This window comes from Bradyrhizobium sp. (genome assembly GCF_036735945.1).
Classification (GTDB): domain Bacteria; phylum Pseudomonadota; class Alphaproteobacteria; order Rhizobiales; family Xanthobacteraceae; genus Bradyrhizobium.
On record NZ_DAINNI010000025.1, the window covers coordinates 34,920 to 48,332 of the forward strand.

The 13,413-nt window shown below is 63.6% G+C and carries 11 protein-coding genes; 9 read left to right on the top strand and 2 right to left on the bottom strand.

The annotated features are described in order from the left end of the window. Nucleotides 1-47 precede the first annotated feature (47 nt). Genes V7E26_RS11685 through scpA form a run of 3 tightly spaced genes read left to right on the top strand, consistent with a single transcriptional unit; the run spans nt 48 to nt 4,581 of the window. Complete coding sequence (locus tag V7E26_RS11685; RefSeq protein ID WP_324415930.1) at nt 48-1,916, top strand: methylmalonyl-CoA mutase subunit beta; 1,869 nt, start codon at nt 48-50, stop codon at nt 1,914-1,916. Continuing rightward, entirely contained in the window at nt 1,913-2,380 is a 468-nt protein-coding gene (locus V7E26_RS11690) for a GFA family protein (protein WP_324415932.1), read from the top strand. The genes V7E26_RS11685 and V7E26_RS11690 overlap by 4 nt, the downstream gene beginning before the upstream one ends. A 41-nt stretch (nt 2,381-2,421) precedes the next feature. Further along, entirely contained in the window at nt 2,422-4,581 is a 2,160-nt protein-coding gene (gene scpA / locus V7E26_RS11695) for a methylmalonyl-CoA mutase (RefSeq protein WP_324415934.1), read from the top strand. Nucleotides 4,582-4,695: 114 nt separating this feature from the next. On the opposite strand, the gene V7E26_RS11700 is transcribed toward scpA, so the two are convergent. After that, nucleotides 4,696-5,355, bottom strand: a complete 660-nt coding sequence (locus V7E26_RS11700) for an MmyB family transcriptional regulator (protein WP_324415936.1) — start codon at nt 5,353-5,355, stop codon at nt 4,696-4,698. Between the two features lie 249 nt (nt 5,356-5,604). Here V7E26_RS11700 and V7E26_RS11705 point away from each other — a divergent pair, with 249 nt between their 5' ends. The 3 genes from V7E26_RS11705 to V7E26_RS11715 all read left to right on the top strand — a co-directional run bounded on the left by V7E26_RS11705 (nt 5,605) and on the right by V7E26_RS11715 (nt 9,565). Further along, nucleotides 5,605-6,063 (top strand): (2Fe-2S)-binding protein, encoded by a 459-nt coding sequence (locus V7E26_RS11705; RefSeq protein WP_324415938.1) that lies wholly within the window; start codon nt 5,605-5,607, stop codon nt 6,061-6,063. Nucleotide 6,064: 1 nt separating this feature from the next. Continuing rightward, complete coding sequence (locus V7E26_RS11710; RefSeq protein WP_324415940.1) at nt 6,065-8,263, top strand: xanthine dehydrogenase family protein molybdopterin-binding subunit; 2,199 nt, start codon at nt 6,065-6,067, stop codon at nt 8,261-8,263. Between the two features lie 303 nt (nt 8,264-8,566). Continuing rightward, a complete protein-coding gene (locus V7E26_RS11715) occupies nt 8,567-9,565 on the top strand; it encodes an ABC transporter substrate-binding protein (protein ID WP_324415943.1) in 999 nt (332 codons plus the stop codon). A 65-nt stretch (nt 9,566-9,630) separates the two neighbouring features. Here the strand turns inward: V7E26_RS11715 and V7E26_RS11720 are convergent, their stop codons facing one another. Next, entirely contained in the window at nt 9,631-10,113 is a 483-nt protein-coding gene (locus V7E26_RS11720; protein ID WP_324415945.1) for an SRPBCC family protein, read from the bottom strand. Between the two features lie 220 nt (nt 10,114-10,333). On the opposite strand from V7E26_RS11720, the gene V7E26_RS11725 reads away from it, so the two are divergent. From V7E26_RS11725 to V7E26_RS11735, 3 genes are read left to right on the top strand one after another with little or no spacing between them, the layout of a single operon-like run. Then, on the top strand, nt 10,334-11,329 hold the full coding sequence (locus tag V7E26_RS11725; RefSeq protein WP_324415946.1) for a tripartite tricarboxylate transporter substrate binding protein: 996 nt from the start codon (nt 10,334-10,336) through the stop codon (nt 11,327-11,329). A gap of 38 nt (nt 11,330-11,367) precedes the next feature. Next, entirely contained in the window at nt 11,368-11,853 is a 486-nt protein-coding gene (locus tag V7E26_RS11730; protein ID WP_324415948.1) for a tripartite tricarboxylate transporter TctB family protein, read from the top strand. A gap of 3 nt (nt 11,854-11,856) precedes the next feature. After that, nucleotides 11,857-13,368 carry a tripartite tricarboxylate transporter permease gene (locus V7E26_RS11735; RefSeq protein WP_324415950.1) on the top strand — a complete coding sequence of 504 codons (1,512 nt, stop codon included), beginning with the start codon at nt 11,857-11,859 and terminating at the stop codon, nt 13,366-13,368. Nucleotides 13,369-13,413 lie beyond the last annotated feature (45 nt).

The window sequence follows — 13,413 nt, forward strand, 5'->3', positions numbered from 1 at the left end:
GGCAATTTCCGGCCAAATCGGAAGACGACCAGGGAATAATGGGCCGGATGACCAGGACTGACGAGCTGACATTGGCAGCGGAATTTCCGCAGGCGACCTATGATGACTGGCGCAAGCTGGTCGACGGGGTGCTGAAGGGCGCCGCGTTCGAGAAACTGGTCAGCAAGACGTCCGACGGGCTGAAAATCGACCCGATCTACCGTCGCGCCAGGGGCGCGTCGCCAGTTGCCGGCCGCGCCGCCGCTGCGCCCTGGCAGATCATGCAGCGGATCGACCATCCCGATGCCAAGGCGGCCAATGCCCAGACGCTGCACGACCTGGAGAACGGCGCGACCGGGCTGACACTGGTATTCGCCGGCGCCAACGGCGCCCATGGTTTCGGGCTCGATCCCTCGCCGGAAGCGGTCGCGCAGGTCCTCGACGGCATCTATCTCGACGCCGGCATCGCTATCGAGCTGCAGATCGGCCCGCAGTCGCGGATGGCCGCCATTCACCTCGCCGAACACATCAAGCGCGGGGGTATCGACCTCGCCGCCTGTGACATCCGTTTCGGCCTCGACCCGCTCGGGTCCGGCGCAGTGTGGGGGCACAGCCCCTATAGCTGGGACGAAATCGTTCCCGCCGTCACCGGCGCGATCAAGGGCCTCGCCGCGATGGGCTTCAAGGGCCCGCTTGCCGCCGCCGACGGGCGGGTGATCCATGATGCCGGAGGATCGGAAGTCCAGGAGCTGGCGTTCGTGCTGGCGTGCGGCGTCGCCTATCTGCGCGCGATCGAAGGCGCTGGCATTGCGCTCGAAGACGCACAGGGCATGATCTATGCGCGGCTGCGCGCCGATGCGGACCAGTTCCTGACGCTGGCCAAATTCCGCGCGCTGCGGCTGCTCTGGGCGCGGGTCGAGCAGGCCTGCGGGCTGACGCCGAAGCCGTTGTTCGTTTCGGCCGATACCGCCTGGCGCATGCTGACGCAGCGCGACGCCAACGTGAACATGCTGCGCGCGACGATGGCGACCTTCTCCGCCGGTCTCGGCGGCGCCAATGCCATCACGGTCTTGCCGCATACGCTGGCGCGGGGCCTGCCCGATCCGTTTGCGCGGCGTGTCGCGCGCAACACGCAACTGGTGCTGCTGGAAGAGTCCAACCTCGCCAAGGTGAGCGATCCCGCCGCCGGCTCCGGCGGCATCGAAACGCTGACCAGGCAACTCTGCGAAGCGGCGTGGTCGCTGTTCCAGGAGATCGACAAGGCCGGCGGCATCTTCGCCGCACTCGAACAGAACCTGCTCCAGAAGAAGGTCGCCGCCACCCGCGCTGCGCGGGAGGCCAATATCGCCAAGCGGCGGGACGTCCTGACCGGCGCCAGCGAATTCCCGAACCTGCATGAAGACGACATCGCGGTGCTGGATGCGGCGCCGATCGTGCTGCCGCCCTATGGCGAGGCGAAGATCAAGTTCGATCCGCTGCCGCCGATCCGGCTCGCTGCGCCGTTCGAAGCACTGCGCGACAAGTCGGACGACAAGCTGAAGGCATCGGGCGCCCGGCCAAACGTCTTCCTCGCCAATCTCGGCACGGCCGCTGATTTCACCGCGCGCGCCACCTTTGCCAAGAGTTTCTTCGAGACCGGCGGCATCGAAGCACTGGACACGCAGGGTTTCGCCGATCCTGCGGCGCTTGCCGCGGCTTTCAAATCGTCGGGCGCCGACATCGCCTGCCTGTGCTCGTCCGACAAGGTCTATGCGGAACACGCAGTCGCCGCCGCCAAGGCCCTTCAAGCCGCCGGCGCCAGGCATATCTATCTGGCAGGGCGGCCGGGTGAGCAGGAGGCCGCGCTGCGCGGAGCCGGCGTCGGTGACTTCATCTTTGCCGGCGGCGATGCGCTGGCGATGCTGCAGGACGCGTGGCGGCGGATGGAGCAGGCATGACGGAAGCCAATCCCAAGGCGGTTCTGACCGGCGGCTGCCAGTGCGGCGCCGTCCGCTTTGCGATGTCGCAGGTGCCGAGCAGGGTCAGCATCTGCCATTGCCGGATGTGCCAGAAGGCATCGGGCGCGCCCTTCGCCTCCCTCGCCGATATCGAGCACGAGCATTTCAGCTGGACCCGCGGCAAGCCGGCGACGTTCCAATCCTCCTCCATCGCCGAGCGCGATTTCTGCCCGGCCTGCGGCACGCCGCTCACCTACCGGCGGATCGGCGGCCCCCGGATCGAGATCATGACGGGCGCCTTCGACCGCCCGGACCGGGTGGTGCCGACGCGGCAATATGGAACCGAATCCCGGCTCGGCTGGGTGGTCGGCATCGCCAACCTGCCGAGCCTGACCACGATGCAGAATTACGGACCGGAGAAGATGGCGACGATCATGAGCCACCAGCATCCGGACCATGATTAGGAGCGACGTCTCCTCAACTCGCATATGCTATGATGGGTACCATGAGCCGCATACCTGATTTCGCAGACATCACCTTTGAAGCCGTAGCACCCGCTGCGCCCACCGGCAGCGCCGAGCCGTGGCTGACGCCCGAGGGCATTCCGGTCAAACCGGCCTACAGCGAGGCCGATCTCGAGGGCATCGACTTCCTCGAGACATGGCCGGGCATTGCGCCCTACCTGCGCGGCCCCTACCCGACCATGTATGTCAACCAGCCCTGGACCATCCGGCAGTATGCCGGCTTCTCCACGGCGGAGGATTCCAACGCCTTCTACCGCCGCAACCTCGCCGCCGGCCAGAAGGGCCTGTCGGTCGCGTTCGACCTCGCGACCCACCGCGGCTACGACTCCGATCATCCGCGCGTCTCCGGCGACGTCGGCATGGCCGGCGTTGCGATCGATTCCATCTACGACATGCGCACGCTGTTTGCGGGCATTCCGCTCGACCGGATGAGCGTGTCGATGACCATGAACGGCGCGGTGCTGCCGATCCTCGCGCTGTTCGTCGCCGCCGCCGAGGAACAGGGCGTACCGCCGGAGAAGCTTTCAGGCACCATTCAGAACGACATTCTGAAAGAGTTCATGGTGCGCAACACCTACATCTATCCGCCCAGCCCATCGATGCGGATCATCTCCGACATCTTTGCGTACACCTCGCAGAAGATGCCGAAGTACAACTCGATTTCCATTTCCGGCTACCACATGCAGGAAGCCGGCGCGACGCAGGATCTCGAGCTCGCCTACACGCTGGCCGACGGCGTCGAATATCTGCGCGCGGGCCTTGCCGCCGGACTCGATGTCGACCGCTTCGCGCCGCGGCTGTCGTTCTTCTGGGCGATCGGCATGAACTTCTTCATGGAAGTCGCCAAGATGCGCGCCGCGCGGCTGCTCTGGGCCAAGCTGCTGAAGCAGTTCAACCCGAAGGACCCGCGCTCGCTGTCGCTGCGCACGCATTGCCAGACGTCCGGCTGGTCGCTGACCGCGCAGGACGTGTTCAACAATGTGATGCGCACGACCATCGAGGCGATGGCGGCGACGCAAGGGCATACACAGTCGCTGCACACCAACGCGCTCGACGAGGCGCTGGCGCTGCCGACGGATTTCTCGGCCCGCATCGCCCGCAACACCCAATTGTTCCTGCAGCAGGAAAGCGGCACCAACCGCATCATCGATCCCTGGGGCGGCTCCTATTATGTCGAACGGCTGACCCGCGACCTCGCGGCGAAAGCGTGGGGACATATCCAGGAGGTCGAGGCGCTCGGCGGTATGGCCAAGGCGATCGAAGCCGGCGTGCCGAAACTGCGCATCGAGGAAGCCTCCGCCAAGACGCAGGCGCGGATCGACGCCGGGCGGCAGGCGGTGATCGGCGTCAACAAGTACAAGCCGGTCAGCGAGGCCGCGATCGACGTGCTCAAGGTGGAGAACTCCACGGTGCGGCGCCTGCAGATCGACAAGCTGAAGCGGCTGCGCTCGGAGCGCGACCAGAAGGAAGTAGATCAGGCACTGGCGGCGCTGACGCGGAGCGCCGGCGAAGGCAACGGCAATCTGCTGGCACTCGCGATCGACGCGGCCCGCGCCAAGGCAACCGTCGGCGAAATTTCGGACGCGATGGAGAAGGTATTCGGGCGTCACCGCGCCGAGATCAAATCCATCACCGGCGTCTACAAGCGGGAGGCGTCCGCCATGTCCAACCGGGTCGAGAAGGTGCAGGAACTGATCGATGCGTTCGAGAATGCCGAGGGCCGCCGCCCTCGCATCCTCGTCGCCAAGATCGGCCAGGACGGCCATGACCGCGGCCAGAAGGTGATCGCATCGGCCTTCGCCGATGTCGGCTTCGACGTCGATATCGGGCCGCTGTTTGCCACCGCCGACGAGGCGGCGCGGCAGGCGGTTGAGAACGACGTGCATATCCTCGGCGTCTCGTCACTGGCGGCGGCCCATCTCACCGCCGTGCCTGAACTCAAGGCCGCGCTGAAGAAGCACGGCCGCGAGGACATCATGATCATCATCGGCGGCGTGGTCCCGCCGCAGGATTATGACGCGCTCTACAAGGCCGGCGCCGAAGCGATCTTCCCACCCGGCACTGTGATCTCGGATGCGGCGGAGGAGTTGATCCAGAAGCTGAACGCCCGGCTCGGCCACAGCAGCGAGGCGGCGGAGTAGCGCTCCGACAGGGAGCACACATATGCGATTGCGCGGTGTCGCGAGGGGGCACCGTGCGATCATCTCGATCGCCTCAGGTGCCCCCGACGTAGAACATCCCCGATGCTGGGATTTTCACGCGGCAGCATCAAGCCCGATGCTTTGCCGCAATTCTTCCAACTCTGCTTCCAAATCCAAAACGATGTCGTGAAGCAAACGCGCTGCGAGCGGATCCGTAGTTCCCTGCTCCATCGCCCGATAGCGCGCTATTTGATTTCTGCGCTCCTTCCAATTTACGTTGTCAGTCATGAAGTTTCCCCATGCTCTGACCCCCAGGCGCGGGCGCATTGGCATCCTCAATTGAGGAATTATTGCGGCGCAAAAGCAGGAATCGGCGGCCGCATCGCCCCCAAAAAGTTCCCGCAGGTCACAGCGCGGGGCATCGATACAGGTCATCGATCGCGTGTGGCTGGTGCAGAGAGAAGCATCGTCAGTCGATAGTCGGGCCAGCCCGCTAGCGACAGCGACACCTGCTGATAGTGCAGCAGTCCCATGGTCGGATGATTGAAACGCACGTTCGCCCCCTTCGCGCGCCAAGACTCCCTGCGTCTGCCAGCAGCGCTCGAAGTCGGAGCTTCCAATTCTCAGTTCGTCGACGAGCCGGCGAATATCCGGATCGTCGGAATAGCCTGTCACCGCGGCGCGGAACTCCGCGACGACACGATGCGCACGCGACTCCCCGAAGTCAGCTTTTTGATCCGAACGCGGCATTGAGCATTGTGGATTGTCGCTCAATCTACTCATCCAATTTTCGGTTCACTTTTCTATGTCAGGATGGGTGACCTTCTGACAAATCAATTGGTGAAGATAGTATTTTCGATCGGTCATTGGGTGTAAGAGTCCTACTGCAATTTCGTATTCCTTACATATTTTTCGAAGCGACAAGATCAGCTCAGGCATCCGACTTTCCCCGACGAAGAAGGGGTATCTGAAATTTTCCAGTAGCTCGGATCCGCGCAAAGCCTTCAGAAGTGGGAGGAGAATATGATCCGCTTTACTCTCAATGGTGAGCCACGGGAAATTGACGTTGATCTTGACAAACCTCTCCTCTGGGTTTTGCGCGACGATTTGGGTCTTGTTGGTACCAAGTATGGTTGTGGCCAGGCGCTCTGCGGCGCTTGCACGGTTCACGTCGACGGCCATCCCGCACGTTCTTGCCAAACCAGAATCACTGACGTTGATGGACGAGGCGTCGTTACCATCGAAGGCGTGTCTGGCAGGGTCGCTGAAGCGGTGCAGGCGACGTGGACCAGGTTGGACGTACCGCAATGCGGCTACTGTCAATCCGGCCAGGTAATGGCGGCCATCAATCTGTTGAGCGAGAACAGCAAGCCGTCCGACCAGGCGATCGATGACGCGATGAGCGGCAATTTATGTCGCTGCAACACCTATCAGCGCATCCGTGGCGCCATCCATGAGGCTGCCAGGATATTGGGAGCTTGACATGATCGACATGGCATCCGTACGCCTCCTGCAAGACACATTCCCCTCCCGTCGCTCGTTCCTCATCGGCGCGACCGCCGTAGGTTCAAGCCTTATCGTCGGCTTTGCCGCCCACGCCCAAAGCACGCAGGACCCGGAGAAACCTGCGGCTAACCCGTTTGCTGGGTATGTGGAAATCGCGCCCGACGAGACGGTAACAGTCTTTTCCGCTCATATGGAAATGGGGCAAGGCATCTACCACGGCCTCGCCAGCCTTGTTCAGGAGGAACTGGACGCGGATTGGGCGAAGGTGACGGTTGTGGGCCGTGCCGGCAACACGGCGCTCTACGGAAACGTCCGCCTGGGTGGAAAAATGCAGTTCACCGGCGGCTCGACTGGCACCGCTTCGTCCTGGGAGCGCTACCGGCGCGCAGGCGCGACTGCACGAGCCATGCTCGTTGCGGCTGCAGCGGCTCAGTGGGGCGTTCCAGACAGCGAGATCAAGGTCGAGAAAGGTGTGGTGAGTCATCCGTCCGGAAGGTCAGCGACCTATGGCGCGTTGGCGTCCGCTGCCGCGGTTGCGGCAGTACCCTCAAACGTCGCGCTGAAGGACGCGAAGGATTGGAAATATATCGGCAGCGAGACGTTGCCTCGCTATGACTCTGCGCCAAAATCGAATGGACGGCAGCAATATACGATCGACCTGCGAGAGCCGGGCATGCTGACCGCAGTGATGATCCACCCGCCTCTATTCGGCGCAACGCTCAAAAGCTTCGACGCATCGAAAGCCAAGCAGATGAAGGGCGTCGCTGACGTAGTCGTGACGCCGCTTGGGATCGCCGTCGTCGCGAGTGGCATGTGGGAGGCGATGAAGGCCCGTGACGCCGTCATTGTCGAATGGGATGATTCTCAAGCCGAGAAGCGGAGTTCGTCGGAACTGGCTGCCGAGTACAGGGCTGCTTCCGACGATGACGGCGCGGTGGTCGCGACCAACATTGGCGACGTTGACGTCGCATTCGCCAAGGCCGCGAAAGTCATCGAGGCTCGCTATGAGTTTCCCTATCTGGCTCACGCGCCGCTCGAGCCGATCAATGCCGCGGCGCGAATGAACCCCGACGGTACGCTGGAGGTTTGGGGCGGGCATCAGATGCCAGATCTCTATCAGGCGGTTGCGGCGAGGGTCGCCGGCGTGACTCCGGACAAGGTGATTCTCCGGGTGATGAAGACCGGTGGCGGCTTCGGCCGCCGCGCCACGCCCGATGCCGATATCATCGTCGAGGCGGTTGCCACTGCCAAGGCGCTTGGTTGGACCGCGCCAGTAAAGGTGCAATGGACGCGCGAGGACGATATGCGCGGCGGCCGCTATCGACCAGCCTTCGTCCACAAGCTGAGGGCCGCGCTGGACGAAAGCGGCAACTTGATCGCCCTTCGCGATACGCTTGTCGGCCAGTCGATAGCGAAGGGCACGTTGCTGGAGCAAGCCTTGGTAAAGGGGGGCGTCGACGCCCTCTCTGTCGAGGGGGTCGCCAACCAGCCTTACGCCATCCCGAACGTCCGGATCGACCTGACAACGACGGATGTGAAGGTGCCTGTCCTGTGGTGGCGCGCGGTGGGCTCAACGCACACTGCGTACGCGCTCGAGACTTTCATCGACGAAGTGGCGCACAGCGGCGGGAAAGACCCGGTAGAGTTCCGCCTGGCGATGTTGAAGGACAAGCCGCGCCACGTCGCGGTACTGAAACTCGCGGCGGAAAAAGCCGGGTGGGATAAAGCTCTGCCGGCCGGTCGCTATCGCGGGATTGCAGTGGCGGAGTCCTTCCGCTCATATGTGGCGCAAGTTGCCGAGATTTCGGTGGGCAAGGGAGGCATACCGCGCGTTCACCGGGTGGTCTGTGCTGTCGATTGCGGCGTCGCTGTCAATCCCGACCAGGTGCGGGCGCAGATGGAAGGGGGCATCGGCTTTGGCCTCGGTGCCATCTTGAAATCGGAGCTTACGCTCGACAAGGGCAGAGTCGTACAAGGCAATTTCGACGGCTATGACGTGTTGCGCCTCAACGAGATGCCGAGCGTCGAGGTTCATCTCGTCAAGTCATCGGCGCCGCCGACCGGCGTCGGAGAACCAGGCGTCCCGCCTGTCGGCCCGGCCGTTGCCAATGCCTACTTTCAGGCGACCGGCAAGCGAGTCCGTGTTCTTCCGTTTAGTAGCTCGGGTAATGCTTAGTATTACTCGCGCGCCGGCCGAAGCCTTCGCCAGCGCGAACCCATCCCGCAATCGCGGGCTGCTGGCGTGGAAGGTTGTTCTGCGAGATAGCGCGAGTTTGTCGCAGCGCGTGATTGTAAGCCGTTTGGTGTTGAAGGACACACCGGGTCGTCTTCTGGGCCCTGAGCCGACTTTGAGGTCGGGTCGATGGAAGTCCGCTTTGTTTGTCTAAGCGGACGTGGCGCAATCTCAGTCAGATGACCGCTTTAATTGCACGTGAAACCAGGTACAGTCCGTCCCGCGCGTCACTGACGAGGTGATCGAATGAAACGGCGGGAGTTCATCGAACTTCTTACTGGTTCGACTATTGCAATCGTGTGGTCGTTCGCTGCACGAGCGCAGCAGGAGCGCATACGACGGGTTGGCATCCTGATCGGATGGGAGGAAGGCAATCCCTCGGGAAAGCTCCTTCTTGCCAAATTTACACAAAGGCTTCGCGAGTCGGGCTGGAGAGAAGGCAGCAACATCCGATTTGATGTTCGCTGGGGGGCGGGAAATCTTGAACGGATGCAGGCCTTCGCGAAAGAGTTGGTTGCTCTGAAACCCGACCTAGTTGTCACAGCTACCACTCCTGCGACCGCAGCGCTCCAACGAGAGACACGAACCATTCCAATTGTATTTGTAACTGTTTCCGACCCGGTTGGGGCTGGCTTCGCCGCGAGCCTGTCTCATCCCGGCGCAAATATCACCGGGTTCATTAATCTTGAGCCGACAATGGGAGGCAAATGGCTAGAACTTCTCAAGGAGATCGCACCCAGCGTTAAGCGCGTCGCAATTATCTTTAACCCCAATACTGCGCCCGGAGGTGGTTCTTATTTTCTCCCCTCGTTCGAGGCGGCCGCGCGATCCCTTGACGTTGTACCACTTACAGTACCCGTTCACAGCGAGGCCGAAATTGAAACAGCAATCACGATGCTGGCACAACAGCCGGGCGGTGGCCTTATCGTCCAGTCGGACGGCTTCATGGTTGGCCATCGCGCAAAGATCATATCGCTCGTGACCCAACACAATGTGCCTGCGGTCTCTGATCAAACGCTTCCTCCTCAGAGTGGTGGCCTGCTCTCGTACGGGCCGGTCGACGAGGACTTGTTTCTTGGTGCCGCCCTTTACGTCGACCGCATCCTCCACGGCGCTAACCCAGCAGAGCTTCCCGTGCAGGTGCCAACCAGATTTGAGATGAGATTAAATCTCAAGACAGCCAACAAGCTCGGTCTTTCAATCCCACCATCCGTTCTCGCCAGTGCCGATGAGGTGATCGAATAGGTGTTATGCTGCGCCGCATGACATTGAGTCGCCATCGGGACAAAGCGGATGCAGCCTTCGCCGCATCACGCCGCCGGGTTCATGGGTACACGGCCCAGCGCCCGTTCGAGCGAATGCGTCCAATCCGGAATCCAGGATTGAAACAGCGTTTGCCAACGCTCGGCGTCGTCAGGCGCGGTGTCGAGCGTCACGGTCCATTCGATGAAGGTTCGGTTGCCCGCGACGACCGGACGCAAATGCATCGTGCCTTCGTAGCGCGTCGGTGCGGGCGTATCCGTCGACGCTTCGGACGGAAACGGCAGCGGCTCGATCCCCGCATAAGTCAGCGAATGCGCCTCATCCGAGTGACCGGCGAGGCGCTGCCGGATCCAGTTGCCGAGATAGCAGAAGCGCCTGATGGCGCCGATCTCGTCACCGCCCTTGTCGTCCTCGATGATGCTCTCGCTGACGCCGTCGATATAGGCCGGGTAGTTGTTGAAATCGCGGATCAAGGTCCACACGGTTTCCAGCGGATGGTTCAGCACGCTGCTGTAATAGGCTGTCGTCATGGTTCTCTCTGCGGTCGATCGCGGCCCGATTGGCGAGCCGCACATGGATACCTATTTCGGGTAGCCTGATCGCCGCCACCCGATTTCCGGCTGTGGCGAGATGCCCACCGGCAGCATGCCCGCATCATCAGCCAACGCCTTGCGACCCCAGCGCAAAGCCGCCTAGAATGGCGCATCACAAGAGCGTCCGGCTTCACGGATGCCGCAGGGAGGATCACCGATGTCCAGGAAGATCACGCGCCGCGCCTTTGCGGCTTCATCCGCGGCTGCCGCGGCCGTTGCCGGATTTGGCTTCAAGCCGGCGTTGGCGCAGGCCTATCCGGCCCGGCCGGTGACCGTGATCGTGCCCTGGGGCGCCGGCGGCGGCACCGACGCGACCGCGCGCATCGTGGCGGCGCTGCTGGAGAAGGATCTCGGCCAGCCCTTCAACGTGGTCAATCGCACCGGCGGCTCCGGCGTGGTCGGCCATTCCGCGATCGCGACCGCCGCGCCCGACGGCTACACCATCGGCATGCTGACGGTGGAAATCTCGATGATGCACTGGCAGGGGCTCACCGAACTCGCGCCGAAGAGCTACACGCCGCTGGCGCTGATGAACGAGGACCCGCCCGGCATCCAGGTCAGTTCCACCTCGCCCTACAAGACCGTGAAGGAACTCGCCGATGCCATCAAGGCAGCGCCCGCGGGCAAGATGAAGGCTTCGGGCACCGGCCAGGGCGGCATCTGGCATCTGGCGCTGGTCGGCTGGATGCAGGCGATGGGACTGGCGCCGAACCATGTCGCCTGGGTGCCCTCGAACGGCGCCGCGCCGGCGATGCAGGACCTCGCGGCCGGCGGCCTCGACCTCACGACATGCTCGGTGCCCGAAGCCCGCGCCATCATCGAGGCCGGCAAGGCGCGCAGCCTCGCGCTGATGTCGCATACGCGCAACCCGGCCTTCCCCGACGTGCCGACGCTGAAGGAAGCCATGGGCATCGACTATTCGACCGGCGCGTGGCGCGGCATTGCCGGCCCCAAGGGCTTGCCCGCCGATGTCTCGGCCAAGCTGACGTCGGCGCTGAAGAAGGTTTACGACTCCAAGGAGTTCAAGGAGTTCATGAGCAACCGCGGCTTCGGGACGGTCTGGGGCGATGCCAATGAATTCGCCACCTTCATGGACAAGGGCGATGCCCAGATGGGCGTGGCGATGAAGGCCGCCGGTCTCTCGAAGGCCTGATCTTCGTCGGCTGATATCGTCCTCTGCGGAGCCACTTCATGCGTCTTCCCGATCGCGTCACGGGATTGTTTCTCGTTGGCCTCGGCGCTGCCGCCGCCTATGGCGGCTGGCAGTTGCCCCCGGTGCCCGGCCAGCCGGTCGGACCCAATGTGTTTCCGCTGGTGATCGGAACCGGCCTCGCACTGTGCGGGCTCGCCATCGCGCTCGGCATCGGCCACAGCTTCGAAGAGGAAGAAGAACTGATTCCGGTCGAGGGCGGCCAGCCGCCGCCTCCGGCCAGCAGGTTCTACGGCCTGCGCGCGCTGCTGCCGCCGGCGCTGCTGTTGTTCTATGTGGCGGCGGCCGACCTGCTCGGCTTCATCATCACGGCGGGGCTGATCGTGTACGTTACTTCCACCGCACTCGGTGCCCGCTGGAAGCTGTCGCTGCCGCTCGCCGCGCTGGCGCCGATCGGCATTCACCTGATCTTCTCCAAACTGCTGCGCGTGCCGTTGCCGGCCGGGCTGCTGCCGATGCCCTGGTGATCGATGCTCAATACACTCGGCCAAGCCTTCTCGCTGATCTGCACCTGGGAAGTCATCGTTGCGATGCTGGCGGCATCGGTCTACGGCCTCGTCATCGGATCGCTGCCCGGGCTGTCCGCCACGATGGCGACCGCGCTGCTCGTTCCCGTCACCTTCTATCTGTCGCCGATTGCCGCGATCGCCACCATCGTGGCGGCCTCCTCGATGGCGATCTTTTCCGGTGACATCCCCGGCGCGCTGCTGCGCATCCCCGGCACGCCGGCCTCGGCGGCCTATGCGGACGAAGCCTATGCGATGACGCGCAAGGGCGAGGCGGAACTGGCGCTCGGCGCCGGCGTCTGGTTCTCCGCGGTCGGCGGCATCGCCGGCACGCTCTCGCTGATGATCCTGGCGCCGCCGCTGGCCGAGATCGCGCTGTCGTTCTCGACCTTCGAATATTTCTGGCTGGCGCTGCTCGGCCTGATGTGCGCCACGCTGGTCGCGCGCTCCTCGCCGGTGAAGGCGATCGCCGGCATGTTCATCGGCCTGCTGGTGTCCTGCGTCGGCATCGAGAATCCCGGCGGCGTTCCCCGCTTCACCTTCGGCGTCACCAACCTGCTCGGCGGCATCGAGCCGATCCCGGCGCTGGTCGGCGTGTTCGCGGTGGCGCAGGTGATGCGCGCGATGCTGACGCCGGAGCCGCCGCCGATCCCGCGGCGCAGGTTCGGGAGCATCATGGCGGGACAGTGGCTGCTGACCAGGAAATATCACTGGCAGATGACGCGCGGAAACATCATCGGCATCATCATCGGCGTGCTGCCGGGCGCCGGCGCCGACATGGCGGCCTGGGTCAGCTACGCCATGTCGAAACGCTTCTCCAAGGAACCGGAAAAGTTCGGCACCGGCCATGTCGAGGGCCTGGTCGAGGCCGGCGCCAGCAACAATGCCAGCATCGCCTCCGGCTGGGTGCCTTCGCTGCTGTTCGGCATTCCCGGCGACACCATCGCGGCGATCGCGATCGGCGTGCTCTACATGAAGGGCCTCAACCCGGGGCCGACGCTGTTCACCGAAAAAGCGTCGAGCATGTACGCGATCTACCTGATGTTCATCATCGCCAACGTCATCATGATCCCGTTCGGCATCGTCATGATCCGCCTGGCGAGCCTCGTGCTGCGCGCGCCGCGCTCCAGCGTGATGCCGGTCATCATGCTGTGCTGCGCGGTCGGCTCCTTCGCGATCGGCAACAACATGTTCGGCGTCGTGACGGTGGCGGCCTTCGGGGTCATCGGCTACGTCATGGAGGAGAACGGCTATCCGGTCGCCGCCATGGTGCTCGGCATCGTCATGGGCACCATGATCGAGCAGAGCTTCGTCACCTCGCTGATCAAGTCCGACGGCAGCGTGCTGCCGTTCTTCGAGCGGCCGATCGCGGCGATCCTCGCCGCCTTCGCGATCGGCGCGCTGATCTGGCCGGTGCTGGTCTGGGTGTGGCGCAAGATGAAGCGCGGACCTGTCCCCGCCACGTCGTCCCGGTGAACGACCCGTGCAGGCCCCTCGCCTGCACGGCACGGCCGTTGTAAA